The organism is Streptomyces viridosporus T7A (assembly GCF_008704515.1).
GTDB lineage: Bacteria > Actinomycetota > Actinomycetes > Streptomycetales > Streptomycetaceae > Streptomyces > Streptomyces viridosporus.
Window position 1 is genome coordinate 2,978,564 of record NZ_CP023700.1, and the last position, 24,633, is coordinate 3,003,196.

Genomic DNA, 24,633 nt, shown 5'->3' on the forward strand with positions numbered 1-24,633 from the left:
GCATACGTGTGCTTGTCCGTCTGCGGTCTCGGGTCGGATCGATACGTAGCTTCCATGGTCCCACGGGTGACGACCTGGGACGGGTTTGGGCCGCGGAACGGCCCGCTGCTAGTGTGAGGGGCTGTGTCTCATGCCCTCTCAGCGCGAGACACCTCTTCAAGAAATCAACGGTACGGATCCGTGCGGCACCCGTGCGGCCCCGTACCAGAACCTGAAAAGGCTCATTCGTGGCGAACATCAAGTCCCAGATCAAGCGGAACAAGACCAACGAGAAGGCGCGGCTGCGCAACAAGGCCGTCAAGTCCTCTCTGAAGACCGCGATCCGCAAGGCCCGCGAGGCCGTGGCCGCGGGTGACGTCGAGAAGGCCACCGAGTACCAGCGCGTTGCCGCGCGTCAGCTCGACAAGGCCGTCTCCAAGGGCGTCATCCACAAGAACCAGGCCGCCAACAAGAAGTCGGCGCTGGCTCAGAAGGTCGCGACCATCAAGGGCTGATCACTTCCCTGATCTGACCTGATCGCCGGAAGGACCCGGGCGGGCCCTCTCTCATCCGCCCCCGACCGGCACCCCCGAGCCCGTACGCGGCCTGCGTTCGCCACGCGGGTACGGGCTCACACGCTTCGACCGAAGGCCCCGCCCCTCACCCTTCCCCGGGGTGCGGGCGGGGCCTTCGGCTTTCGTCCCGTCCGGCGGTCAGCCCCGGCCTCGTGTCCGGGCCGGCGGTCAGCCCCGGCCTCGTGAGCGGGCCGCCCGGGCGATCGCGACGACGGCCTTCTCCAGGGCGTACTCCGGGTCGTCCCCGCCGCCCTTCACTCCCGCGTCGGCCTCGGCCACCGCGCGCAGCGCCACGGCCACGCCGTCCGGGGTCCAGCCGCGCATCTGCTGCCGCACCCGGTCGATCTTCCACGGCGGCATGCCCAGCTCACGGGCCAGGTCGCCCGGCCGGCCGCCGCGCGCCGACTGCAGCTTCCCGATGGCCCGCACGCCCTGGGCCAGCGCACTGGTGATCAGCACCGGCGCCACCCCGGTCGACAGGGACCAGCGCAGGGCCTCCAGCGCCTCCGCCGCGCGTCCCTCGACCGCCCGGTCGGCGACCGTGAAGCTCGACGCCTCGGCCCGCCCGGTGTAGTACCGCCCGACGACCGCCTCGTCGATCGTCCCCTCGACGTCCGCGACCAACTGGGACACCGCCGAGGCCAGCTCCCGCAGATCGCTGCCGATGGCGTCGACCAGCGCCTGGCACGCCTCCGGGGTGGCCGACCTCCCGGTGGTCCGGAACTCGCCCCGCACGAAGGCCAGCCGGTCCGCCGGCTTGGTCATCTTCGGGCACGCCACCTCCCGCGCCCCCGCCTTGCGCGCCGCGTCGAGCAGCCCCTTGCCCTTGGCCCCGCCCGCGTGCAGCAGGACCAGCGTGATCTCCTCGGCGGGCGCCCCGAGGTACGCCTTCACGTCCTTGACGGTGTCGGCCGACAGGTCCTGCGCGTCGCGCACGACCACGACCTTGCGCTCCGCGAAGAGCGACGGGCTCGTCAGCTCGGCGAGGGTGCCGGGCTGGAGCTGGTCCGGGGTCAGGTCGCGGACGTCCGTGTCGGCGTCGGCGGCCTTCGCGGCGGCCACCACCTCCCGCACGGCACGGTCGAGCAGCAGGTCCTCCTGGCCCACGGCGAGCGTCACGGGGGCGAGGGGGTCGTCGGATGCGTTCTTCCTGGCCATCGCGACAAGCATCCCACGCGCCACCGACAACCCCCGGACGGCTCCGGCGCCTGCCCGCCGGACCGGCTTCCGCTTCCGGCACCGTCTCGGGCCGGCTCCCGCTCCCGGCGCCCTCTCGGACGGGCTCCCGCTTGCGGCACTGCTTGAGACCCGCTTCCGCTTCCGGCGCCGCCTCGGGCCGGCTTCCGCTTCCGGTGGCCCTACGGCTCCTCCCGCCAGCCCTCCCACTCCGCCGCGAACTCGTCCAGCTCCCCGGGGTCCAGCCGCCCCGCCTCGTCCCGCAGGACGACGAGCCACTGCGCGTCCTCCGCGTCGTCCTCGCCGGCCAGCGCGTCCCGCACCAGCCGTGGCTCCTCCGCCACGCCGAACCGCTCCCCGAGGGCCTCAGCCACCTCCTCGGCGGCGTCCCGGTCGGGCAGCACCAGCACATGTCGCACATCACTCACGTGCGCCATTGTCCGGCACCGGGCTCAGGCCCCGTCCCCGGTGCCCCGCACGGCCGGCACCGCGTCCAACTCGATGCCGAACCGGTCCCGGTACACCGCGAGCACCTCCTCGTCCGGCCCCAGCTCCCGCACCTCGCGCGTCCCGTCCGGCGCCGTGACCGTGAACCGCCGGCCGCCGAGCGTGATCCTCCCCCCGTCCTCGGTGACCCGGGAGCAGACCAGTGACCGCGTGAAGTGCGAGGCCGGTGACGTGCTGTGCCACCACGCACCGGCCGTGAAGTCGCCGAGCGCCCGCGGCCGCAGCTCCAGGCGGTACACCGGCCGTCCGTTCCGGCTCACGTCCAGGTCCGCGGCCCCCTCCGGCCCGGGTCCGCCGCGCACCCCGGCCGCGTCGGTACCCGCCGCGGCGATCCGGAACGTACCCCCGGGGTCCTCCTGCTCCCCCCGCTCCCCGAACGCCAGCGGCAGATGGCAGTGCGCCCCGAAGCCGACGTCGGCCAGCCAGTCGCCCCCGTCCACCGTCCGCACCCGCAGTGCGAGATGGTCGTACGGGATGCCGAGCCGGCCCTCGTCCCCGTACACCCGTCCCGCGAGGCGCGTGACGCCGAAGCCGAGTGCGGTGAGCAACGCCCCGAAGGCGCCGTTGAGTTCGTAGCAGAACCCGCCCCGCCGCGCCCCCACCACCTTGTCCAGCAGCCGCTTCTCGTCCAGCACGATCTCCTCACCGAGGTGGAGGGAGAGGTTCTCGAACGGAACGGTCCGCAGGTGCCGCAGGTGCAGGTCGCGCAGCACGTCCGCGGTGGGCGAGGCGGGGTGTCCGGCACCCAGACGGCGCAGGTAGGCGTCTCTCCGCGTTGCATCCATGCCCTCAGTGTGGCGCGAGTCGCAGCTCCCCGCCGGTCACCGCCACCGCCCGTCCCGGTCCGTCCGGCCCGCCGGGGCCGGGTCGGCCGGTCAGCTCTTGGACACGAGTTGCACGTCGATGTCGACCTGGACGATGGGACCGACGGCGGCGACACCCCGCGCCAGCATCGTCTGCCAGCTCACCGCGAACTGGCCGCGGTGCAGTTTGGTGGTGGCCCGGCAGACCGCCCGGACCTCGCCCTCCAGGCCATGGGCGAGCCCGAGGTATTCCATGTCCAGCGTGACCGTACGCGCCACCCCGTGCAGCCACAGTTCACCGATGACGGCCCACCGATTGCCGCCCTGGGGCTCGAACCGGTCGCTGTAGAACTCGATGGTCGGGAACCGCTCCACGTCCAGGAAGTCCTCCGACCGCAGATGGTCGTCGCGCATCTTCATGTTGGTGTCGATGGTCGCCGCGTCGATCACCACGTGCATCGCCGTCTGCGTCGGGTCGTCGGTGATCCGCGCCGTCCCCGCGAAGGAGTTGAACCGGCCGTGCACCCGGGCCACCCCGATGTGCTGCGCGGTGCAGGTGACCGAGGAATGCGCCAGGTCGATCTCCCAGTCCCCCGGCGCGGGCATTTCCATCGGCTGCTCCACCTGCAGGGTCACATCACCGAGCGAGGCGAGGGAGTTCTCGGTGACCGTGCACGGCACCCGGTACGGCATGTACCCCTCGGCGAGCACCTCGAGCCGGTATTCCCCCGCCGGAACCGTGGCCACGAACGATCCGAAGGGGTCCGTCTCCCCTTCGACCACGGTGTGCCCCGAGGCGTCGCCGACCGCGAATCGGGCGTGCGGCACCGGCTCGTCGGCCGGGCTGAGGACCCGGCAGCTCAACACCCCGGCGTTCGAGGGAGTCTGCACAGCCGCCAGGGGACCCGTCTGCTGATCCCGTTTCGTTCGGCCTGCCAGCCAGCGGCCCATCATGTGCGACACCCTCTGCATAACGTCAAGAACACCGATTGCCGGACGGCTATTCGACCACCCCGAGGCTTTGGATGCAATGGGCAAATACCCTGGGGGAAACCGGCGCAAGTACACAGAATTCATCTGAGTGGCCCCTGCGGTCCGCTCGCCCGACACCGCGGAGATTCCTCCCGGTTGGCACACGGGCCGCGCGAACACCGAAGCGGTCCCGGTACGCCGCGGGCACCTGCCCGTCCGCTCCCGGAGCCTCAGTGCCGCGCCACCCGCAACCGTCCGCTCCCGTCGTCGCCGACCACCGCCAGGGCCCCGTCCCGGTCCGTCCGCAGCACCGCCGCTCCCCCGGCCCGCAGCGCGGCGAGCGTGTTCGGGGCGGGGTGTCCGTACGGGTTGCCCTCACCCGAGCTGATGAGCGCCAGCCGCGGGGCCGCCCGGCGCATCAGGTCCGGGTCCTGGTACGCCGAACCGTGGTGGGCGACCTTCAGCACGTCCACGTCCGCCAGGGCCCGACCCGCCGGCGACCTCGCCAGGGCCCGCTGGGCCGGGGGTTCCAGGTCGCCGAGCAGCAGCAGGCGCAGGCCCCCGGTCCGGACGAGCATGGCCACGCTGGCGTCGTTCGGACCCTCCGGCGGCGACGGGGGCGGGCGGGTGCCCGGCGCCACCGGTGGCGCCGCCGGCGGCGGCCACACCACCTCCCAGGTCAGCGTCCCCGTGCGTCGCCGCTCCCCGGCGGCGGCGCGCGTCACCGGAACGCCCCTGCCCGCCGCGATCCGCCGTACGAACGCGGCCTGGTCCGCGGGTTCCTCGTAGCCCGTGGTCTCGATCGCGCCCACCGGACGTCCGCGCAGCACCCCGGGCAGGCCCGCCACATGGTCGGCGTGGAAGTGGGTCAGGACGACGAGGGGGATCCTGGTGACCCCGAGGGAGCGCAGACAGCGGTCCACGAGGGCCGGGTCGGGGCCGGCGTCCACGACCACGCCGGTGCCCCCACCCGCCGCCAGCACCATCGCGTCGCCCTGGCCCACGTCGCACATCACCATCCGCCAGCCCGGCGGGGGCCAGCCCGTGATCACCCGGGCCAGCGGCGGCGGTTGCACCACGGCCACCACCAGCAGCAGCGCGCAGACACCGCACCACCAGGGGTGTCCCAGCAACCGTCGTCCGACGGGCAGCGCGGCCAGGGTGAGCGTGCCGAGCGCCGCCGCCCCGGCCCAGCCGCCGGGCCAGTCCACTCCCGCGCCGGGCAGCGCCGCCCCGGTCCGGGCGATCTGCGCGATCCACTCCGCCGGCCAACTCGCGCACCACGCCAGCGCCTTCGCGACCGGCATCGCGAACGGTGCCGTGGCCAGCGCCAGGAAGCCCAGCACCGTGGCCGGGGCGAGCGCGAACTCCGCGAGCAGATTGCACGGCACCGCCACCAGACTCACCCGCGCCGTGAGCACGGCGACCACCGGTGCGCACAACGCCTGGGCGGCGCCCGCGGCTGCCAGCGCCTCCGCGAGCCGGGGCGGCACCCCGCGCCTCCTCAGTCCCGTGCTCCAGCGCGGCGCGAGCGTGAGCAGGGCGCCGGTGGCCAGCACGGACAGCAGGAAGCCGTAGCTGCGGGCCAGCCACGGGTCGTACAGCACCAGGAGCAGGACGGCCGTCGCCAGGGCCGGGACCAGTGACCTGCGGCGCCCGGTGGCGAGCGCGAGCAGCGCGACGGATCCGCAGGCGGCGGCCCGCAGCACGCTGGGGTCCGGACGGCACACGACGACGAAGCCGAGGGAGAGCGCCCCGCCCAGCAGCGCCGTCGCGCGCAGGGAGATGCCGAGCCGGGGCGCGAGGCCGCGCCGCTCCACGCGCTGCGCCAGACCGGGCGGGCCGAGGAGGAGGGCGAGGAGGATGGTGAAGTTGGCTCCGGAGACGGCGAGCGTGTGCGTGAGGTCGGTCTCCCGGAACGCCTCGTCCAGCTCCGGTCCGACCCGGGAGGTGTCGCCCACCACCAGCCCCGGCAGCAGCGCCCGCGCGTCCGCGGACAGCCCGTCGGTCGCCTCCCGCAGTCCGGCCCGCAACCGCCCCGCCAGCCGTTGCGGTGCCGACGGCCGCGCCACGACCTTTGGCCCGTCCCGGTCCCTCACGCGCAGCACGGCCGCGAACCGGTCGCCGCCCGCCCGCGCGGGAGCGAGCCGCGCCTCGACCCGCAACCGGGTGGAGGGCAGGAGCCCGAGCCACGGGGAACGCTCCGCACCGCGCCCGTCCGGGGAAGTCCGCGGGGCCGGCCGCGCGTCGACGATCACCAGCACCGGCGTCCGGGTCGCCGCCGCCCCCGCACCGGGCCCTTCCACCCGCCGCACACGGGCCTCGATCAGTACGGCCCGCGGTGCCGGGCGAGGACCGCCGGCCCCGGGCCGGGAGAGCCGGGGGTCGGCGGTGACCTCGAACTCGGCGGTCACCGGGGCGTGCTCCCGGGCCAGTTCCGGCACGGGGCCGCGCCGCAGGTCCGCACCGTGCAGGCCCGCGGAGCCGGCGGCAGCGGCGATGCAGAGCAGCACGGCGGCTCCGGACATCAGGGACTGCGGGCGGGCGGCGGCCCGCCGCCCGCCCCGGCGGCGCCGCCCGCGCCCCACCGCGAGGAGGACGCCGGCCGCCGCCAGGGAGACGGTCGCCGCGCCCACCGCCCCGCCGGGCGGGGCGTGCAGCGCCACCGCCGCCGTGGCCCAGGCCGCCAGCGCGGGCGGCACGAGCCGGAGGTCCGTCGGTGCCTCCCGGCGCGGGTGCGCGGCTCCGAGCCGCGTCCCGGACGCCGCGTGGACGGGCTGCCGGGCAGCGGGCTCCGCGGGCCGGGAATCCGTCGGCGGCACCGGGTCCGTCCCCTGCGTCACGGCCGCACCAGATCACGCAGGTCCGCGAAGCGGCGGTCGCCGATGCCCTTGACCTCGCGCAGTTCCTCCACCGAGCGGAAGCCGCCGTGCCGGGTGCGGTGGTCGATGATGTGCTGGGCCAGCACGGGACCGACCCCCGGCAGGGCGTCGAGTTGCTCCGGCGTGGCGGTGTTGAGGGACACCGGTGCCGCGGGCCCGGTGCCCGTCGGCGCACCGGCCGTACCGCCGGAAGCCGCGGTGCCCGCGACCGGTGCCGGGCCTCCGACGACCACCTGCTCCCCGTCCACCAGGAACCGGGCGCGGTTGAGGCCGTCGGTCTTCGTGCCGGGCCGCACTCCGCCCGCCGCCCGCAGGGCGTCCTCGACCCGTGAACCGGCCGGCAGCCGGTGGATCCCCGGGTCGCGCACCTTGCCGCTGACGTCGACCACGATCTCGGGCCCCGCCGAGCCGCCGGACCCCACCGCCCCGGCCGGTGCGCCCGCCCCGCTCCCCTCCCGGCCGGCTGCGCCCTCGCCCCGCTCCTCGTGGGGTGCGGCCGCCCGCACCACCTCCGGTGCCCGCACCGGCTGGACCCGCCCGGTCCAGAAGTGCTGCACGGCGAACCCCACGGCGACCACGAGCAGCACCGACAGCGCGACCACGCTCCGCCGTTCCAGCCCGCACCGCGCCTGTACCCACAGCGGCAGCCGCTCCCGCAGCGCGAGCCCGAACCGCTCCCGGCGCCGCTCCTCCCCCTGTCCCGCGCCCACCGGCCCGGGCTCCCTCCCGGCCCCTTCCCTGGCCGTGGCGTCCGCCCCGTCCGCCGGCCCGGTCCCGCCCCGGCGGGGCCGGTCCGGCGGGAGGTCCGCCGCCGTCGCACGGTGCACGGCCCAGCTCGGGACGCGCCCTGCCCTTCGGCCGCTCCCGGCGCCGTCGCCGCCGTCACCGAACAGCGCCTCCGCCCGCCGCCGGAGTTCCTCCGCCGACGCGTGCCGGTGCTCCTGCCGTGCCCGCCCCCGGGGTGCGGCCGGCCGGCGATGACGTGCGCGCCCGTCGGATGCGGGGCCGCGGCCCGGACCGCTGGTCGCCGTCGCTGTGCGTGAACGTGATCGAAGTGCCATACGAGGAGGATCGGGCCATCCGCGGCACCTCGGTGATCTTGGTCAATTCCCGGGGACTACCGCCCGGTTGTGGACAACTCCGTCACCCGTACGGGCACCTCGCCCGCGCGGCCGGCCGCGCCGCCTCACCGCGCCGAGACCACGACCCCCAGCAACCCGGGCCCCGTGTGCGCCCCGATCACCGCCCCCACCTCGCTGACGTGCAGGTCGGCCAGTCCCGGCACCCGGGCCCGCAGCCGGTCCGCGAGCGCCGACGCGCGGTCCGGGGCGGCGAGGTGGTGGACGGCGATGTCGACCTCGGCGCCGCCCGCCCGTTCGGCCGCGATCTCCTCCAGGCGGGCGATCGCCTTGGAGGCGGTGCGGACCTTCTCCAGGGGCTCGATCCGGCCGCCCGCCAGCTGCAGCAGCGGCTTCACCGCGAGCGCCGAGCCCAGCAGGGCCTGTGCGGCACCGATGCGGCCGCCGCGGCGCAGGTAGTCCAGGGTGTCCACGTAGAAGTAGGCGGAGGTGCCCGCCGCCCGTTTCTCGGCGGCGGTGACCGCCTCGTCCACCGTGCCGCCCGCCTCCGCGGTCTCGGCCGCCGTCAGCGCGCAGAACCCGAGGGCCATCGCGATCATGCCGGTGTCCACCACCCGTACCGGCACCGGTGCCTGACGGGCCGCGACGACCGCCGCGTCGTGGGTGCCGGAGAGTTCGGCGGAGAGATGGAGGGAGACGATGCCGGTGGCACCCGACGCGGCGACCTTGCGGTAGGTCTCGGCGAAGACCTCGGGGCCGGGCCGCGAGGTCGTGACCGGGCGCCGCTTCTGCAGGGCCTGGGCGAGGGAGCGGGTGGAGATCTCGGTGCCCTCTTCGAGCGCGCGGTCGCCGAGGACCACGGTCAGCGGTACCGCCGTGATGCCGTGCCGCTCCATCGTCCGGGCCGGAAGGTAGGCCGTTGAATCGGTGACGATCGCGACATGGCGGGACATGAGCTGGAGGTTACCTGGCGTAGTGCCCGTGTGGCAGCCCGGCCCCGCGGGCCGGGTCCGGTCGTGGCCGGATCACACGGTGCTCACGCGCTGCTCATGGGCTGCTCATGTGGTGCTCTCGGGGCGGGTCTTCTTCTGCCAGGAGTAGGTGGGGCGGGGTGCGGGCGGGGTGATGGCGGGCCGCGCCGACTCGGGTGCCGGCTCCTGCGACGCGGACGGCTGCGGCGTCTCCGGCCAGGAGGAAGGGGCCGCCGGGGCGTCGGCCGCGGGCCGGGGCCCGGGGTGCTGCTCGGTGGTCGCCCAGTGCCGCAGGGCGCCGGCCTCCATGTCGATCTGCGCGCTCAGCGTGTCCAGGTCGTCGTCCGCGAAGCGGCGGGCACGGTCGCGGGCCGCCCAGCGCAGGGAGTCCGCCGACTGTGTGATGCGCTCGGTGCGCTCGCGCAGCTCGGGGAGCCGCTCGGCGAGCGTGGCGCGGTCCGGCTCGGACTCCAGGCGCCGGAGTTCGCCGTCCAGTTCGTGTCCGTGCGCGCTGAGACGCTGGAAGAGGCCGAGGGACTCCTTGATCGACTCGTCCTCGGCGACGGCCGCCTCCAGCGCGTCCTGGGTGGCGCGCATGGAGGTGCGCAGCTCGAGTCGGAGCTGGGCGACCTCGCCGGCCGGACCGGGCCGACCGAGGGCCTTGGCCTTCAGGGTGTGGTCCTCGACCGTGCGGCGGGCCTGGGTGAGGTGGCGGTCGGCACTGCGCTTGGCCGCGCCGACGACCTTCACCGTCGCGTAGGCGCCCAGGCCGAGAAAGAGCACGAAGAGCAGGGCGAACACTGCGATCACTGCTTCCACGAGACTCCTCCTCCGGGCCCTGCGGCCTGTCCCGACACGCTCCGCGCCGCTCTTCCACGGTAAACGAGACGGGCAGGTCCGGAGTTCCGGCAGAACCCCGAACCTGCCCGTAGGGGACCACCCCGACCTGGGAGGTCGCGCCCGGCGGAGCGTCCGGCGGAGATCACCCCCGGGCGCTCCGCCGGCCGCCGTGCCTCACGCCGGGACGATGTTCACCAGCTTGGGCGCCCGCACGATCACCTTGCGGATGCCGGCCCCGTCCAGCGCGGCGACGACCTTCTCGTCGGCCAGCGCGATCTTCTCCAGCTCGTCCTCGGAGATGCCCGGCGACACCTCCAGCCGCGCCTTGACCTTGCCCTTGATCTGCACGACGCAGGTCACGGTCTCGTCGACCACGTACGCCGGGTCGGCCACCGGGAAGTCCTGGTGGACGACCGAGCCGGTGTGGCCCAGCCTGCGCCACAGCTCCTCGGCGACGTGCGGGGCCAGCGGCGCGATCAGCAGCACCAGGGACTCGGCGACCGGGCGCGGTACCGCCCCTCCCCGCTTGGTCAGGTGGTTGTTCAGCTCGGTGACCTTGGCGATGGCGGTGTTGAAGCGCATGCCCTCCAGGTCGCCGCGCACGCCGTCGATCGCCTTGTGCAGGGCGCGCAGGGTGTCCTCGTCGATGTCACCGTCCCCGGTGTCGACGACGGTGACCTCGCCCGTCGTCTCGTCGACGATGTTGCGCCACAGCCGCTGCAGCAGCCGGAACTGGCCGACCACCGCGCGGGTGTCCCACGGCCGCGACACGTCCAGCGGGCCCATCGCCATCTCGTACAGCCGCAGCGTGTCGGCCCCGTACTCGGCGCAGATCTCGTCCGGGGTGACCGCGTTCTTCAGGGACTTGCCCATCTTGCCCAGCAGCCGGGAGACCTTCTCGCCCTGGTACCAGTAGGCGCCGTCGCGCTCCTCCACCTCGGCGGCCGGCACCGCGATGCCGCGGCTGTCGCGGTAGACGTAGGCCTGGATCATGCCCTGGTTGAACAGCTTGTGGAACGGCTCCGCCGACGAGATGTGCCCCAGGTCGTACAGCACCTTGGACCAGAAGCGGGCGTACAGCAGGTGCAGCACGGCGTGCTCGGCGCCGCCGACGTACAGGTCGACGCCGCCGTGCGGCATGCCCTCGCGCGGGCCCATCCAGTACTGCTCGATCCCGGGGTCGACCAGCTTCTCGGAGTTGTGCGGGTCCAGGTAGCGCAGCTCGTACCAGCAGGAACCGGCCCAGTTGGGCATGGTGTTGGTCTCGCGGCGGTACTTCTTCGGTCCGTCGCCCAGGTCCAGGGTGACGTTGACCCAGTCCTCGTTGCGCGACAGCGGCGTCTCGGGCTCGGTGTCGGCGTCGTCCGGGTCGAAGGTGCGCGGCGAGTAGTCCTCGACCTCGGGCAGCTCCAGCGGCAGCATCGACTCGGGCAGGGCGTGGGCGACGCCGTCCTCGTCGTAGACGATCGGGAAGGGCTCGCCCCAGTAGCGCTGGCGGCTGAACAGCCAGTCGCGCAGGCGGAAGTTGACGGTGCCCTCGCCCAGGCCCCGGCTCTCCAGCCACTCGATGATGCGGGTCTTGGCCTCGGCGACGCCCAGGCCGTCCAGGGAGACCTCGTCGTTCGACGAGTTGATGATCTTCGCGTCGTACGAGGAGAAGGCGCTCTCCCACGTCGCGGTGTCCGTGCCGCGGCCGTCGGTCGGCTCGACGATGCAGTGGATCGGCAGCTCGAAGGCGCGCGCGAACTCGAAGTCGCGCTGGTCGCCCGCCGGCACGGCCATGATCGCGCCGGTGCCGTAGCCCATCAGCACGTAGTCGGCGATGAAGACGGGGACCTGGTCGCCGTTGACCGGGTTGGTCGCGTACGCGCCGATGAAGACGCCGGTCTTGTCCTTGGCCTCGGCCTGCCGCTCGACGTCGGACTTCGAGGCGGCCTGCGCGCGGTACGCGGCGACGGCCTCGGCCGGGGTGGCGTGGCCGCCGGTCCACACCTCGTGGGTGCCCTCGGGCCAGGCGGCCGGGGTGAACTTCTCGACCAGCGGGTGCTCGGGCGCCAGCACCATGTAGGTCGCGCCGAACAGGGTGTCGGGGCGGGTGGTGAAGACGGTGATGCGCTCGCCGTCGATGGGGAAGTCGACCCGCGCGCCCTCGGAGCGGCCGATCCAGTTGCGCTGCTGCAGCTTGATGGCCTCGGGCCAGTCCAGCGCGTCCAGGTCCTCCAGCAGCCGGTCGGCGTAGGCGGTGATGCGCATGTTCCACTGGCGCAGCTTGGCCTTGAAGACGGGGAAGTTGCCGCGCTCGGAGCGGCCCTCGGCCGTGACCTCCTCGTTGGCCAGCACGGTGCCCAGGCCCGGGCACCAGTTGACCGGCGCGTCGGAGGCGTAGGCCAGGCGGAACCCGCTCAGGACGTCGGCGCGCTCGGTCGCGCTCAGCTCGCCCCAGGCGCGCGTGTGGCCCGGGACGGGGCGCTCACCGGACTCGAACCGCGCGACCAGCTCGTCGATCGGACGGGCCCTTCCCGCCTCCTCGTCGTACCAGGAGTTGAAGATCTGCAGGAAGATCCACTGGGTCCACTTGTAGTAGTCCGGGTCGATCGTGGCGAACGACCGGCGCTTGTCGTGGCCCAGGCCCAGCCGGCGCAGCTGGGACTTCATGTTCTCGATGTTGGCCTCGGTGGACACGCGCGGGTGCGTGCCGGTCTGCACGGCGTACTGCTCGGCGGGCAGGCCGAAGGCGTCGAAGCCCAGGGTGTGCAGGACGTTGTGGCCGGTCATGCGCTGGAAGCGGGCGTAGACGTCGGTGGCGATGTACCCCAGCGGGTGACCGACGTGCAGTCCCGCACCCGAGGGGTATGGGAACATGTCCATGATGAACTTCTTGGGCCTGGCGACCGTCTCCGGATCACCCGCCAGGTCCCCGCTCGGGTTGGGGGCGGCGTAGGTGCCCTCGGCGTCCCAGAAGTCCTGCCAGCGTGCCTCGATCTCGGCGGCCAGGGCGGCCGTGTAGCGGTGCGGTGCGGCCTCCGCGGCAGCGGGGTTCGTCTCGCTCATGATCCTCAAAGCTCCATCGATCGTCTCTGCCTGCGCCTGCGGCTTCCGAGAAATGAAAAATCCCCTCGCACAGGAGGGGACGCCGCGCCGATTCCGACCCTCCGGTCACCGGCGGTCGGGACTGATCAGCGCGGCTCGCTAAGCAGAAGGCGTACGGCACGCATGGCGCAAGGGTACCGCAGGCCCCGAGCACGCCGCGACGCTCTTTCCGGGGACACGCAGGGCCGCCGGGGCCCCTCCGCCGGATCGGCTCGACTGAATCCTGACCGAATCCCGACTGGATCCCGACTGAATCCCAGCCGAGGGTTACTTCGCGTAACGGCCACTAAGGGGCATCACAACGACCACATCGTCTTTTGATAACAGCGCAATAACTCAAACCTCGTACTCGTCGGTATGACCGGGGCTTAGAGTTCCGCCCGGGACCGCTTTACCGATACCTCGGAGTTGCCCCATGAACCGTCGCCCAGACAGCAGCCCACCCCCCGCACGGGGCCGGTCGGCTGCGGCTCCGCCGTGCCCGCTCCGAGTCATGACGCCGGGGGGTGCGTCGTGAGGCCGGACGACAGCACGGCGGACGACTGGCTCCTCGAGTTCCTCGACTTCGGCGCGGGCGTCCTGTCGCTCGTCTGCCTGAGCTGCTCGGTCATCTGGGGACTCGTCGCCCAGGACCGGATCCTGCTCGGCCCGCGCCAGCGGATCCTGGCCCAGGCGGTGCACCGGACGACCGCGGTCGCCTCGCTCGTCTTCCTGCTGGTGCACATCGTCATCAAGCTGGTGCTGGACCACACCACCTGGGTCGCCGCGGTGATCCCCTTCGGACTGGCCCTCACCGACGACGAGGCCGTCGCCGGCAGGTCCTTCCTGATCGGCCTGGGCACCAGCGCCGGCCTGCTGATGTTCTTCGTGGGCGTCACCGGGGTGCTGCGCAACCGCTTCGCCTCGCCGGCCCCCGTCGCGGCCCGCTGGCGGGCCATGCACATGCTGGCCTACCCGGCCTGGTGCGCCGCGCTGGTGCACGGGCTCTACGCGGGTCGAGCCGCGAAGCCGATCTTCCTGATCCTCTACGGCCTGTCCGTGCTCGGCGTCATGGCGGTCCTCGTCCTGCGCGCGTCCCCGCCCCCGGTCAGGCGCAAGGTCTCCGACCGGGTCACCGCCCTGCTCGGCTCCCTCGTGCAGTCGGACCGCGCGGGTCTGGAGGAGAGCAGGTCCAGAGCGGCCGAGCCGTCCCTGCCGGGCTTCGCGGAGCGGCGCGGCTCCCGGTCCCGCGGCGACGGACCGCGCGGGGACGCCTCCCGCGGCGCCCCCCGCGGCGAGCGGCCGCGCGCGGACGGACCGCTGTACGAGACCGCCGAGCGGCCCGTCGCCGCGGAACCGGCGAACGGCTTCGCGGCCGCCTACCGCGCGGTCTCGGCGCCCTCCGGGCCGCCGCGGCAGCAGCCCCTCTTCGCGGACCGGACGGCCCGCATGGAGCTGCCGCTGGACATGCAGCCCACGCAGAGCATGCCGAGCGCGGACGGCCCGTCGAGCACCTCGGGCAACTGGCCGGTCCCGTCCCCGCCACCGGTCGGCGAGGCCCCGCCGTCGGCGTACGACCCGCTCAACGACACCGGATACACCATCCCGGTCTATGACAATCCGACCGGCCCCGGGTACGGCTCGAGTGATGTGTACGACACCGGTGAGACGAACACCCGCTACGACACGTACAACCCGAACGACACGTACAACAGCGGTCCCGCCACTGAAACACTCCCCGGTGCGTCGCCCTCGTCGTCCTACGACTTCGACGCACCGGGCTCGGGCGAACCTTGGAACACGCCGTCCGGAGGCTACAAGTGAACGAGGCTCTGCCCGACGTACCCGAAGTCCGCGTGGTCGGGCTTCCCCAGCTCACGTCGGGCTTCGACCTTGTCGACCGGCTCGACCTGCCCATGCACCTGAAGGTGCACGGGCCGCTCGAGCCCCTGGGCGGCGAGCAGCTCGCGCAGCTCGCCGAACGCATCAACCTCAGGGGGCGCGGCGGCGCGGGGTTCCCCTTCCACAAGAAGCTGCGCTCGGTCGCCGAAACGGCGATCAAGCGCGGCGTCCGGCCGGTCGTCGTCGTCAACGGCAGTGAGGACGAACCGGCCTGCCGCAAGGACACGGTGCTCATCAACCGTGCCCCGCACCTCATCCTGGACGGCGCGCTGCTGTGCGCCGAGGCCATGGGTGCCCGCACGCTCGTGGTGGGGGTCACCCGGGAGTCCACCCAGCGCTCCATGGAGGCCGCGCTCGCCGAACGCGGCCTGAACAACGGGCGCCGCTCCGCGCTGCGCGCCCGGGTGCAGCGCAACCCGGTCCGCATGGTCACCGGTGCCGCCGCCTCCCTGATCCGCTCCATCGACGGCGGTCCGGCGGTCCCGCCGGGCCGCAAGACCAGCGCCTCGAAGAACGGCGTCGGCGGCGCGCCCACGCTGCTGTCCAACGCCGAGACCTTCGCCCAGCTCGCCATCGCCGCCCGCATCGGCCCGGAGCGCTACGGCAACACCGGCCTGTACGACGAGCCGGGCACCGTGATGCTCACGGTGTCCGGCGCGGTGACCCGCCCCATGGTGGTCGAGGTCCCGACGGGGGTGCCGCTGCGCTACGTGCTCCAGCTCGCCGGCGCCCCGCCGGTGCCGCAGGGCGTGCTGACGGGCGGTTACCACGGCAAGTGGATCGACGCGGCGACCGTCAACGAGGCGATCGTCTCCCGCAACTCCCTGGACGCGGTGGGCGGTTCACTGGGCGCGGGGGCCATCCTGCCGATCAGTCAGGACACCTGCCCGCTGGGCGAGTCGCTGATGGTGGCGAAGTGGCTCGCCGAGGAGAGCGCCGGCCAGTGCGGACCGTGCTACCTGGGCCTGCCGGCCGCCGCCCGCGGCTTGGAGGACATCCTCAACGGCGGCGGCCCGGCCGCCCTGGAGGCGGTCAAGCAGGTCGCCAAGAACGTGAAGCGGCGCGGCGCCTGCTCGCATCCGGACGGCTCCGCGATGTTCCTGGAGTCGACCGTCAAGGCGTTCACCGACGACCTCGCCGCGCACGTCCTCGGCAACGGCTGCGGACGGCCCGTGGCGGGCGTCCTGCCCCTCTTCGAGGGGGGCAGGGCCCCCACGGGCATCCCGGGCGGCGGCGGGGAGGAGAACGGCCCCAGCCGCCAGAAGATCTACGTCGACTGGACGCTGTGCCGGGGCCACGGCCTGTGCGCGGACATCCTCCCGGAGGTCTTCCAGCTCGGCGCGGACGGCTTCCCGACGGTGGCCCAGGCCCAGGTGCCGCGCTTCGCCGAGGCCAAGGCGCTGCGCGCGGTGCGCCGCTGCCCGGCGCTGGCCCTGCGCATCGAGGACGAGGCGCCGCAGGCCAAGGCGCCGTCCCGCAATCTGCCGGTGCTCTCCCCCGGCCGCGGCCGGCGCGCCCTGGGCCGCTGACGCGGTCCCCGCGGCCGGCCCGCCACCGGGTCGCAAACGCCGAGGGCGGACCATCCGTTCGGATGGTCCGCCCTCGACTTCTGTGGAGCTAAGGAGAATTGAACTCCTGACCTCCTGCATGCCATGCAGGCGCTCTACCAACTGAGCTATAGCCCCTCGTGCCATGCGGCGGTTCCGTGTTTCCGGCTCCGTCGCCCGGTTTCCCCGGCGGCGACGCCAACATTACACGGTCCCCCCGGCAGAACACCAAATCGTTTCCGGCCCCGTCGGGAATGCCCGGAATGACGGGGCCGTCGCGCGGGCGCGATCACGCCGTGACGAACGAATAGAAGCGCTTGAGCGTGCAGTGCTCCTCCAGGAGCCGGCCGTAGATCGGTTCGCCCTCGAGTTCCCGGTAGGTCTCGATGGGGTCGCCTTTTATGATCAGCGCCCGCGCGCACTCCTCGCACCAGTACTGGTACTCGGGGTTGAGCGGTTCCATGTCGCGGACGATCGGCGTCCCGCTGCCGCACCAGTCGCACTTCCGCCTGTGTGCCCCCATCGCTCAGCTCCGGCTGTGGCCGCAGGCCGTGCAGGCGTAGGGGACCCCGCCGTTGCCGCCGAGCACCTGGGCGATGCGCGCGGGACCGCGGGAAGGGCAGCCGAGTCGGGTCGAGGTCCGTCGGGTCGAGGTCCGTCGCGTCGACACCGCTCCGAGGAGATGATCGAGCTCCTCGAGGATGCTCGCAGGCATCACAACTCCCTCCCGTCGGGCCGCGCCCCCTTCCGGCCGTTTGATTCTGCCACGACCGGGCCGACACGGTCATCGACGCCGGATACCGGTCGGGACACGGCTCGGCGCCTCGCAGGGGTATACGCCCGCGGGAGCCGCGCTGTTCAAAGCGCGGACGACGAAAGATCCCGCCCCCTGAGGGAACGGGATCTTCACGATGTGGAGCTAAGGAGAATTGAACTCCTGACCTCCTGCATGCCATGCAGGCGCTCTACCAACTGAGCTATAGCCCCTTGCGCCACGCGGCGAAGCCGCCTGGTGTTCCGCTCCGCTCGGCGGGGCGAACAAGAAGAACTTTAGCCTGCGACCTGCCGGAAAGTGAAATCCGGGTCCCGGGGCCGGTCCGCGGCCGGTCCCGGGAGCCTCAGTCGTCGTCGCCGAGCACCGGTTCCGGCAGGGTGCCGGCGTTGTGCTCGAGCAGGCGCCAGCCGCGGACGCCCTCGCCGAGGACGGACCAGCAGCAGTTGGTGAGGCCGCCGAGGCTCTCCCAGCTGCGCGGCTCCAGGCCGATCAGCCGGCCGATGGTGGTGCGGATGGTGCCGCCGTGGCTGACCACGACGAGCGTGCCGTCCTCGGGGAGCTTCTCGGCGTGCCTCAGCACCACGGGGGCGGCGCGGTCGGCGACCTCGGTCTCCAGTTCGCCACCGCCCCGGCGCACCGGCTCGCCGCGCTTCCACGCGGCGTACTCCTCGCCGTACCGGGCGATGATCTCGTCGTGCGTCAGGCCCTGCCAGACGCCCGCGTAGGTCTCGCGCAGCCCCTCCTCGAGGACGACCTCCAGGCCGGTGAGCACGGCGAGTTCCGCGGCGGTGTTCGCGGCCCGCTTCAGGTCGGAGGCGACGATCGCGTCCGGCCCGAGGCCCGCGAGCAGCCGGGCGGCCCGGCGGGCCTGCGCGACACCGGCCCCGGTGAGCTCCACGTCCGTGGTGCCCTGGAAGCGGCGCTCCACGTTCCAGGAGGTCTGACCGTGCCGCCACAGGATGATGCGGCGGCCCCGGCGCGCGGACCCGGCCACCTCGCCCGTGGCGCTCACCGCCACTCGCCATCCGGCTCGGCCGCCGCCTCAGCCTCCTGCTGCTTGGCGTGCTCCGCGGCCTTGCCGCGGGAGGCCTGGGCGTCGGCGGGCAGTTCCAGCTCGGGGCAGTCCTTCCACAGCCGCTCCAGGGCGTAGAAGACGCGCTCCTCGCTGTGCTGGACGTGGACGACGATGTCGACGTAGTCGAGCAGCACCCAGCGGGCCTCGCGGTCGCCCTCGCGGCGGACCGGCTTGGCGCCGAGCTCCTTGTTCAGCCGCTCCTCGATCTCGTCGACGATCGACTTGACCTGACGGTCGTTGGGTGCGGACGCCAGCAGGAAGGCGTCGGTGATGGACAGCACGTCACTGACGTCGTAGGCGACGATGTCGTGCGCGAGCTTGTCGGCGGCCGCCTGGGCGGCGGTGGTGACGAGCTCGAGGGAACGGTCGGTTGCGGTCACTACAAGGCTTTCGGTCGGTGGTCACTTGCCCTCCAGGGTCTCACGGACCACCGGGCGCACCCCACGTGACAACGGTGGGGCGCCCCCGCCCTCCGGGGCGCGCCCCCGCCCCGCGGCTACGACCCGGGCTCGTAGTCCTGGCCGAGGACGACCGAGACGCGGGCGTTCGCCGAGACCTCCCCCTTGCCGACGGAGCCGGTGGGCAGCCCCAGGGTCTTGGCGACCTCGGTGGCGTTCTCCTTGTCGGCGGCGTTCGCGTAGACGACCTTCGAGGTGGCCTCCGGGGCGGCGGTGCCGGCCTCCAGGAAGGTGAAGCCGCCGTTGAGGAGGACCACGCGGGCCTGCTCGGTGTGGTCCTTCACCCCGGTGGCGTTGCGCACGGAGACGCTGACGGCGGCGTCCTTGTCGGGGCTCTTCGCGGTGCCGCCGAGGACGTCCTTCACCACGCTGTCGCTCGCCTGCGCGGTGAGCGTGCCGTCGTCCTGCACGGGCAGCAGCGTGGTCTTGTGGTCGCCGCCCTTGGCGAGGTCGGAGAGCCGGGCGAGGAAGGTGCCGAGGTCCTTGTCGGTCAGCGGCGGCTCGATGATCTGGCCGAGGGTCTGGATGGTGACCGTCGCGGCGTCCGGCTCGGAGGTCATCTTGCGCAGGACGCCGTGCATGACCTGCCCGAACCGCTCCAGCTGGGCGTTCTGCGACTCGCCGGGGGCGCGGTGGGTGGCGTAGGCGACGGCCATCTTGCCGCTGAGGGTCTGCTTCTCCCCCTTCTTGACCAGGGGCGCCTCGCCCTTCTTGGCGTCCGGGTCGGGCACGTCGGTGTCGGTGTCGATCTCGATGTTGCCGACGAGGTCGACGAGGGTGAGCAGGAACGGGGTGTCCAGCCGCCAGGTGCCCTCGATCCTGGTGCCGAGGACGGTGTCGAGCGCGGTCCGGGTGCCCTCGGAGCCGTCGTCCTCGACGGACTTGGCGAGCGTGGTGGTGCCGTCGTCGGCGGTGAGGGCGAGGGAGTTGGGCAGCAGGACGGTGGTGCCCTGCCGGGTGGTGGTGTTGTCGACGAGCAGCGCGGTCGCGGTGCCGCCCCGCTCGGTGTCGTGCAGGTGGACGACGATCACGTCGCGCTTCTGGGCGCCCGCCGCCGTGGCGGTGCCCGTGCCGGAGCCGGAGCCGGACAGGCCGGGCAGCTTCCCGGCGTACCAGAGGTAGCCGACGCCGCCGACGGCGACCAGGGCGAGGACCACGGCCAGGGCGATGATCCGGCTGCGCGCGCGGCGCCGGGCCTCCTCGCGGCGCTCGGTGCGGTTCTCGGTGAACTTCAGCCAGTCGATGACGTCCTCGGAGCCGTCGTCGGGCTCCTCGACGAACGCGAACTGCTCGGTGCGGTACTCCGGTGCGGGCCCGTCGGGGGCCGTCTCGTCGTCGACCGGGCCGGCCTGCTGCGGGATGTGCGCGGTCTGCTCGGCGACGCGGGGCTGCCGGCCGGTGTCGGGGGGCGCGGTCCGCCCCTGCCCGGTCGGGTCCCCGGCCGGGTCGTGCGCGCTCTGCCCGTAGGGGTCGTGGGGGGCTGCCGCCGGGCCGGCCTGGTGGGTGCCGCTCGCGTAGGGGTCGTAGTCGTAGGAGCCGTAGGAGTCGTAGGAGCCGTAGGAAGGGGCCGGCGGCTGCTGGGCGGTCCCGTAGGGGTCGTACGGCGGCGCGGGCTGCTGCGGCCCGGCCGCGGCGTACGGGTCGTAGGCGTAATCCTGCTGTCCCTGCTGCCCCTGCTGCTGGTACGGGTCGTACGCCTGCTGCTGGGCCTGCTGGTCCGTGGCCTGGCGGTAGACGGGGTGGCCGTACTCGTCGTAGCCGACGAACTCGTACGGGGCGGCCCCGTCGGCCCCGTATCCCGCGTCGTATCGGTCGTTCACCGGTGCCCCTCTCGGCTCACTCGCCGCGGTACAACTCACGCTTGGCGATGTAGCGCACGACGCCGTCCGGCACCAGGTACCAGACGGGTTCTCCCTTGGCGACTCTCGCACGGCAGTCCGTCGAGGAGATCGCCAGGGCGGGGACCTCGACGAGGGAGACGCCGCCCTCGGGGAGACCCGCGTCGGACAGGTGGTGACCGGGCCGGGTGACGCCGATGAAGTGCGCCAGGGAGAACAGCTCCTCACTGTCCCGCCAGGTGAGGATCTGGGCGAGGGCGTCGGCGCCGGTGATGAAGAACAGGTCCGTGTCGGGGTTGAGCGCGCGCAGGTCGCGCAGGGTGTCCACGGTGTAGGTGGGGCCGCCGCGGTCGATGTCGATGCGGCTCACGGAGAACTGCGGGTTCTCGGCGGTCGCGATGACCGTCATCAGGTACCGGTCCTCGGCCGCGGAGACCGCGCGGTGGCTCTTCTGCCACGGCTGGCCGGTGGGGACGAAGACCACCTCGTCGAGGTGGAACTGCGCGGCGACCTCGCTGGCCGCCACCAGGTGCCCGTGGTGGATCGGGTCGAAGGTGCCGCCCATGACGCCGAGGCGGCGCTTGCCCGCCTCCGACGGGCCCCCGCCGAGGTCGCCGGCCGTCCGGCGGGGCTCCGGGCGGCGCTCGGTGCCGCCCGCCGTCTCCTCGGCCGTGCCCTTCGCCGGACCGGTAGGCATGTCCTGCTCTCCCATGCGTGCAGACCCTACCGGCCCGGCCCGTGGGCTCCGGCCGCCGGATGGGTCCCGGCCGCCCGAACCCTCCGCGACGGGCTCAGCGGTCGCGGTTGAAGCGGGTGGTGATCCACAGCAGGAGCAGCAGGGCGAACAGGACGCAGCCGCCGACGAAGTAGGGGTTGAGGCTCTGGTGGTTGCCGCCGTGCTCTCCGCCCTCGGCGGCGAGGGTGACCAACTGGGCAGCGGCGCTGGGGAAGCTCATCTTCGACAGGACCTATCGCGTGTGGGCGGGATAAAGACGTCAGCTCATCGTAAGCGGGCGCGTTCGCGCCGCTCACGCCGACTCCGCCGTTACGGGCGGCGGGCAACCTTTCCGGTGCCTCCGGTCGTCCTTCTGCCCGGAGCCGCGCGGCGACGGGCCACGCGGTGCCGCGCCCTTCCGCACTGCCCGTCCGCGGTCTCTGCGCCTAGGCTGGGCCTCGCCCCGGAGGAACGAAGGGCCGCACAAGGGCCGCAAGGGCCACTCAGACGCACATGGGGGAAACATGTCCGACGGCCATCAGCACAACGGGCACGAGAGCGTGCCGGGCAGGCAGCGCAGGCGCTTCCCCGGAATCTCCTCGCGTGCGTACGAGCACCCGGCCGACCGCTCCGCGCTGGTGGCGCTGCGCAAGCTGAGCGGCTTCGACACGGTGTTCAAGACCCTGAGCGGGCTGCTGCCCGAGCGGAGCCTGAGACTGCTGTTCCTGTCCGACTCGGTGCGCGTCTCGGACCGGCAGTTCGCGCACCTCAACGACATGCTGCGGGACGCCTGCTACATCCTGGACCTGGAGAAGGTCCCGCCGATGTACGTCAACCAGGACCCGACGCCGAACGCGATGTGCATCGGCATGGACGAGCCGATCATCGTGGTCACCACGGGACTGGTCGAGCTGCTCGACGAGGAGGAGATGCGGGCGGTCATCGGGCACGAGGTCGGGCACGCGCTGTCCGGGCACGCGGTGTACCGGACGGTCCTGCTGTTCCTGACGTCCCTCGCGGTCCGGGTCGCCTGGATCCCGCTCGGCAATGTCGCGATCATGGCGATCGTGACGGCGCTGCGCGAGTGGTTCCGCAAGTCGGAGCTGTCCGCGGACCGCGCGGGGCTGCTGGTGGGCCAGGACCTCCAGGCCTCGATGCGCGGCCTGATGAAGATCGCGGGCGGCAACCACCTGCACGAGATGAACGTGGACGCGTTCCTGGAGCAGGCCGACGAGTACGAGGCCGGGGGCGACCTGCGCGACTCGGTGCTGAAGATCCTCAACGTGCTGCCCCGTTCCCACCCCTTCGCCGCCGTGCGGGCGGCCGAGCTGAAGAAGTGGGCGGCCACGCGGGACCACCAGCGGATCATGGACGGCCACTACCCGCGCCGCGACGAGGACAAGGACGCCTCGGTGCGGGACTCGTGGCGGGAGTCGGCGAGCAACTACGCCGGCGAGGTGAGGAACTCCAAGGATCCACTGATGAAGCTGGTCAGCGACATCGCGGGCGGCGCCGGAGACCTGGGCGACCGGGTCCGCCGCGGCTTCGGCGGCTTCACCTCCTCGGCTCCCCGGCCGCCGAAGGACCCGGGCACGGCGCCGGGCCCGGCGGACGACGGCCCGCCGCGCGACGGCGCCTGAGGCGCCGGGGCGGCCGTCTCACAGCTCCGGTTGCGCATCCGCCGCCAGGGTGCCGCACAGCGCCGGTGTGCCGCCCGGGGCGTAGGGGTCGGTGCCGGCGGGGCCGCCCTCCTCGGCCGTCCGGCCGGCGAGGAGGGGACGCAGCCGGGCCGCGGAGTCCTCGGCGCAGGACAGGGGGCCGGCCTGGACCTCGGAGAGGACCACCTGGGCCTGGTGCAGGCGCAGGTCGTCGCGGTCGAAGCGGAAGAGCAGCTCGCGCCGGACCGTGAACAGGGAGGCCTCGGCGTCCCGGTCCGCGCCGGCCGGCCGCACCGCGTACGCGAACGTGTGGTCCGTGGCGACCTCCAGGGTGGAGGAGTCGGCCTCGGAGGCCCGCATGGTGCCCCGGACCCGGACCTCGGGGGCGGCCAGCTCCGCGCGGGAGGGGTCGAGGCGGACCAGCCATCCGGTGGGCGCGTGCCGTCCGTCGGCGGCGGGCCGGGCGAAGCTCCGGTCGAACTGGTCCAGCTGGGCGGGGTCGAGCAGCACCCGCACGGAGCGCGTCTCGCCGCCGGTGAGCACCTCGGGGTCCAGGGAGGACCGCACGAGGTAGTCCTTCGTGATGGTCAGCGCGTTCATGACCTGGCTGTCCGAGAAGTGCGCGGTGCGCCGGGACGCCGGGAGCGTCACCCCCTCCGCGCCGACGCGGAACCCGGCCGCCGGACTGCTCGCGTAGAGCTGTTCGGGGTCGCTGGTGCCGGGCACCTCGTCGCGGGGGGCCAGCGGGACGACGGTCATCCGCAGGGGAGCGGCCTGCTCCCCGGCCTCGGGCGCCTGGTAGGGGTGGCGTACGCCCATGTAGATCGCGGTGCCGAAGGCCACGACGATCAGCAGGAACAGGATCAGCGCCGGCCGGGACAGGCCGTGGCGCAGTGGCGGGCGGCGGCGGACGGCGGGCGCGTGGTCGGTGATGCGCTCCCGGGCGGAGTACTCCTGGAGCCGGGCAGCACGGATGAAGGACTCGTCGAAGACGACGGACCCGTACTCGTCCTCTCCACCTCCGGGGGCTCCCTCGGGCGCCCCCTCGGGCGGGTCCGAAGGCCCTCCCATATCTTCAGGGTAGGTCCCGGGGGGCGCGGGTAAACGCCCTGCCGCGCGCCAAGTTCCGCCGGCTTCCCACCGGGTCGGCCGCCCGGTCTCAGGGGCTGCTCGGAATCACCGGGACGGCCGGCTGGGAGTGGTCGGCGGAGGCGGACGGGGCCGCCCCGCCGCCCTGCTCCAGGCCGGTGGAGGCGGGGGACGGGACCTGGTCCTGGCGGTGGGAGGAGGCGCCCCGGTAGACGGCCGAGAAGGCGAGCGCGACCATGCCGATGCCCATCACCAGGGCGAGTACCCAGGCGACGGGGCGGTGCCAGCGGACCTGCCTGCCGTACGGGCCCGGGGAGCCGTAGCCGTCCTCCGGGGCGTCGGGGTCGTCGTCCGGGTCCTCGAAGCCGGGGCCGCCCCGGTAGCGGCCGTATCCGTCGTCGTACCGCTCGCCGTGCGGGCGGGTCCGGCGGGCCTCGGCCTCGGCCCTGGCCTGCGCGGCGGCCAGGAGGCGTTCCACGGCGGTCGGCTCGTGCACCTCGGCCGCGCGGACGAAGGCCTCGTCGAAGACCACGGAGGCGAACTCTTCGTCCGACGCTCCGCGGTCGTGGTCGTCGTCGGGCTCCCAGCCGTCAGGGAACGGCGTACCCCCCACGTCCTCCGGCACGGATCCAGAGTAGACCTGGGGGGTCATTTTGGGCAGACGGTATGGAAATTCATCCGTCTGCCGGGACGGCCCCTCCTCCGCCGCCCCCGCCGCCGGCT

The 24,633-nt window shown here is 73.3% G+C and carries 22 protein-coding genes and 2 tRNA genes; 4 read left to right on the top strand and 20 right to left on the bottom strand.

The genetic code is table 11. The annotated features are described in order from the left end of the window. The first annotated feature begins 227 nt into the window (after positions 1-227). Positions 228-494, top strand: a complete 267-nt coding sequence (gene rpsT, locus CP969_RS13885; RefSeq protein WP_004988275.1) for a 30S ribosomal protein S20 — start codon at positions 228-230, stop codon at positions 492-494. A gap of 228 nt (positions 495-722) precedes the next feature. Here rpsT and holA read toward each other — a convergent pair whose 3' ends face one another. The 9 genes from holA to leuS form a co-directional block, all read right to left on the bottom strand. Next, positions 723-1,712 (bottom strand): DNA polymerase III subunit delta, encoded by a 990-nt coding sequence (holA, locus tag CP969_RS13890; RefSeq protein WP_181384056.1) that lies wholly within the window; start codon positions 1,710-1,712, stop codon positions 723-725. A 200-nt stretch (positions 1,713-1,912) separates the two neighbouring features. Next, entirely contained in the window at positions 1,913-2,158 is a 246-nt protein-coding gene (locus tag CP969_RS13895; protein WP_078495529.1) for a hypothetical protein, read from the bottom strand. A 24-nt stretch (positions 2,159-2,182) separates the two neighbouring features. Continuing rightward, on the bottom strand, positions 2,183-3,022 hold the full coding sequence (locus CP969_RS13900) for an arylamine N-acetyltransferase family protein (protein WP_004988268.1): 840 nt from the start codon (positions 3,020-3,022) through the stop codon (positions 2,183-2,185). A 90-nt stretch (positions 3,023-3,112) separates the two neighbouring features. Beyond that, positions 3,113-3,994 (bottom strand): YceI family protein, encoded by an 882-nt coding sequence (locus tag CP969_RS13905; protein WP_026085194.1) that lies wholly within the window; start codon positions 3,992-3,994, stop codon positions 3,113-3,115. 248 nt (positions 3,995-4,242) lie between these two features. Beyond that, a complete protein-coding gene (locus CP969_RS13910) occupies positions 4,243-6,855 on the bottom strand; it encodes a ComEC/Rec2 family competence protein (protein ID WP_150474926.1) in 2,613 nt (870 codons plus the stop codon). Continuing rightward, positions 6,852-7,955: a ComEA family DNA-binding protein gene (locus tag CP969_RS13915; RefSeq protein ID WP_150474927.1), complete on the bottom strand. Its 1,104-nt coding sequence runs from the start codon at positions 7,953-7,955 to the stop codon at positions 6,852-6,854. Before CP969_RS13915 ends, CP969_RS13910 begins: the two co-directional genes overlap by 4 nt. Positions 7,956-8,080: 125 nt before the next feature. After that, positions 8,081-8,926, bottom strand: coding sequence for a DegV family protein (locus tag CP969_RS13920; protein WP_004988254.1), 846 nt, complete (start codon positions 8,924-8,926; stop codon positions 8,081-8,083). A gap of 105 nt (positions 8,927-9,031) precedes the next feature. Continuing rightward, on the bottom strand, positions 9,032-9,763 hold the full coding sequence (locus CP969_RS13925) for a hypothetical protein (protein WP_026085193.1): 732 nt from the start codon (positions 9,761-9,763) through the stop codon (positions 9,032-9,034). A 195-nt stretch (positions 9,764-9,958) separates the two neighbouring features. Next, positions 9,959-12,835, bottom strand: coding sequence for a leucine--tRNA ligase (leuS, locus tag CP969_RS13930; RefSeq protein WP_016826316.1), 2,877 nt, complete (start codon positions 12,833-12,835; stop codon positions 9,959-9,961). Between the two features lie 552 nt (positions 12,836-13,387). Between leuS and CP969_RS13940 the strand changes: the two genes are divergently transcribed. Beyond that, positions 13,388-14,677: a ferric reductase-like transmembrane domain-containing protein gene (locus CP969_RS13940; protein WP_016826315.1), complete on the top strand. Its 1,290-nt coding sequence runs from the start codon at positions 13,388-13,390 to the stop codon at positions 14,675-14,677. Continuing rightward, the gene (locus CP969_RS13945; protein ID WP_016826314.1) at positions 14,674-16,284 is read left to right on the top strand and encodes an NADH-quinone oxidoreductase subunit NuoF family protein; all 1,611 of its coding nucleotides are present in this window, start codon (positions 14,674-14,676) and stop codon (positions 16,282-16,284) included. Before CP969_RS13940 ends, CP969_RS13945 begins: the two co-directional genes overlap by 4 nt. Positions 16,285-16,367: 83 nt before the next feature. Here CP969_RS13945 and CP969_RS13950 read toward each other — a convergent pair. The 9 genes from CP969_RS13950 to CP969_RS33230 form a co-directional block, all read right to left on the bottom strand. Beyond that, positions 16,368-16,440: transfer RNA gene (locus tag CP969_RS13950), tRNA-Ala, on the bottom strand. Between the two features lie 151 nt (positions 16,441-16,591). Beyond that, positions 16,592-16,825 carry a hypothetical protein gene (locus CP969_RS13955; RefSeq protein WP_004988233.1) on the bottom strand — a complete coding sequence of 78 codons (234 nt, stop codon included), beginning with the start codon at positions 16,823-16,825 and terminating at the stop codon, positions 16,592-16,594. Between the two features lie 3 nt (positions 16,826-16,828). Beyond that, positions 16,829-17,017, bottom strand: a complete 189-nt coding sequence (locus CP969_RS13960; protein ID WP_078495417.1) for a hypothetical protein — start codon at positions 17,015-17,017, stop codon at positions 16,829-16,831. A gap of 199 nt (positions 17,018-17,216) precedes the next feature. Continuing rightward, a tRNA-Ala gene (locus CP969_RS13965) sits at positions 17,217-17,289 on the bottom strand. 131 nt (positions 17,290-17,420) lie between these two features. Next, a complete protein-coding gene (locus CP969_RS13970; protein ID WP_016826313.1) occupies positions 17,421-18,095 on the bottom strand; it encodes a histidine phosphatase family protein in 675 nt (224 codons plus the stop codon). Continuing rightward, the gene (gene rsfS, locus CP969_RS13975) at positions 18,086-18,532 is read right to left on the bottom strand and encodes a ribosome silencing factor (RefSeq protein ID WP_004988229.1); all 447 of its coding nucleotides are present in this window, start codon (positions 18,530-18,532) and stop codon (positions 18,086-18,088) included. The genes CP969_RS13970 and rsfS overlap by 10 nt, the downstream gene beginning before the upstream one ends. A 116-nt stretch (positions 18,533-18,648) precedes the next feature. Next, positions 18,649-20,430 (bottom strand): LCP family protein, encoded by a 1,782-nt coding sequence (locus CP969_RS13980; protein ID WP_016826312.1) that lies wholly within the window; start codon positions 20,428-20,430, stop codon positions 18,649-18,651. Positions 20,431-20,446: 16 nt separating this feature from the next. Then, a complete protein-coding gene (nadD, locus tag CP969_RS13985) occupies positions 20,447-21,160 on the bottom strand; it encodes a nicotinate-nucleotide adenylyltransferase (RefSeq protein ID WP_016826311.1) in 714 nt (237 codons plus the stop codon). Positions 21,161-21,239: 79 nt separating this feature from the next. After that, the gene (locus CP969_RS33230; protein WP_004988218.1) at positions 21,240-21,404 is read right to left on the bottom strand and encodes a hypothetical protein; all 165 of its coding nucleotides are present in this window, start codon (positions 21,402-21,404) and stop codon (positions 21,240-21,242) included. 283 nt (positions 21,405-21,687) lie between these two features. Here CP969_RS33230 and CP969_RS13990 point away from each other — a divergent pair, with 283 nt between their 5' ends. Next, a complete protein-coding gene (locus CP969_RS13990) occupies positions 21,688-22,803 on the top strand; it encodes a M48 family metallopeptidase (protein WP_004988214.1) in 1,116 nt (371 codons plus the stop codon). A gap of 18 nt (positions 22,804-22,821) precedes the next feature. Here the strand turns inward: CP969_RS13990 and CP969_RS13995 are convergent, their stop codons facing one another. Both CP969_RS13995 and CP969_RS14000 read right to left on the bottom strand, forming a co-directional pair. Then, positions 22,822-23,892 (bottom strand): SCO2583 family membrane protein, encoded by a 1,071-nt coding sequence (locus CP969_RS13995; protein WP_016826309.1) that lies wholly within the window; start codon positions 23,890-23,892, stop codon positions 22,822-22,824. Between the two features lie 88 nt (positions 23,893-23,980). Beyond that, entirely contained in the window at positions 23,981-24,535 is a 555-nt protein-coding gene (locus CP969_RS14000; protein ID WP_449205553.1) for an SCO2584 family spore wall biosynthesis protein, read from the bottom strand. Positions 24,536-24,633 lie beyond the last annotated feature (98 nt).

Coding starts and splice junctions, on each gene's coding strand:
- leuS (WP_016826316.1), bottom strand. CDS start 12,835: ATGAGCGAGACGAACCCCGCTGCCGCGGAGGCCGCACCGCACCGCTAC.
- CP969_RS13995 (WP_016826309.1), bottom strand. CDS start 23,892: ATGGGAGGGCCTTCGGACCCGCCCGAGGGGGCGCCCGAGGGAGCCCCC.
- CP969_RS13915 (WP_150474927.1), bottom strand. CDS start 7,955: ATGGCACTTCGATCACGTTCACGCACAGCGACGGCGACCAGCGGTCCG.
- holA (WP_181384056.1), bottom strand. CDS start 1,712: ATGGCCAGGAAGAACGCATCCGACGACCCCCTCGCCCCCGTGACGCTC.
- CP969_RS33230 (WP_004988218.1), bottom strand. CDS start 21,404: ATGAGCTTCCCCAGCGCCGCTGCCCAGTTGGTCACCCTCGCCGCCGAG.
- CP969_RS13905 (WP_026085194.1), bottom strand. CDS start 3,994: ATGATGGGCCGCTGGCTGGCAGGCCGAACGAAACGGGATCAGCAGACG.
- CP969_RS13990 (WP_004988214.1), top strand. CDS start 21,688: ATGTCCGACGGCCATCAGCACAACGGGCACGAGAGCGTGCCGGGCAGG.
- CP969_RS13955 (WP_004988233.1), bottom strand. CDS start 16,825: ATGGGGGCACACAGGCGGAAGTGCGACTGGTGCGGCAGCGGGACGCCG.
- CP969_RS13920 (WP_004988254.1), bottom strand. CDS start 8,926: ATGTCCCGCCATGTCGCGATCGTCACCGATTCAACGGCCTACCTTCCG.
- CP969_RS13960 (WP_078495417.1), bottom strand. CDS start 17,017: ATGCCTGCGAGCATCCTCGAGGAGCTCGATCATCTCCTCGGAGCGGTG.
- CP969_RS13900 (WP_004988268.1), bottom strand. CDS start 3,022: ATGGATGCAACGCGGAGAGACGCCTACCTGCGCCGTCTGGGTGCCGGA.
- nadD (WP_016826311.1), bottom strand. CDS start 21,160: ATGGGAGAGCAGGACATGCCTACCGGTCCGGCGAAGGGCACGGCCGAG.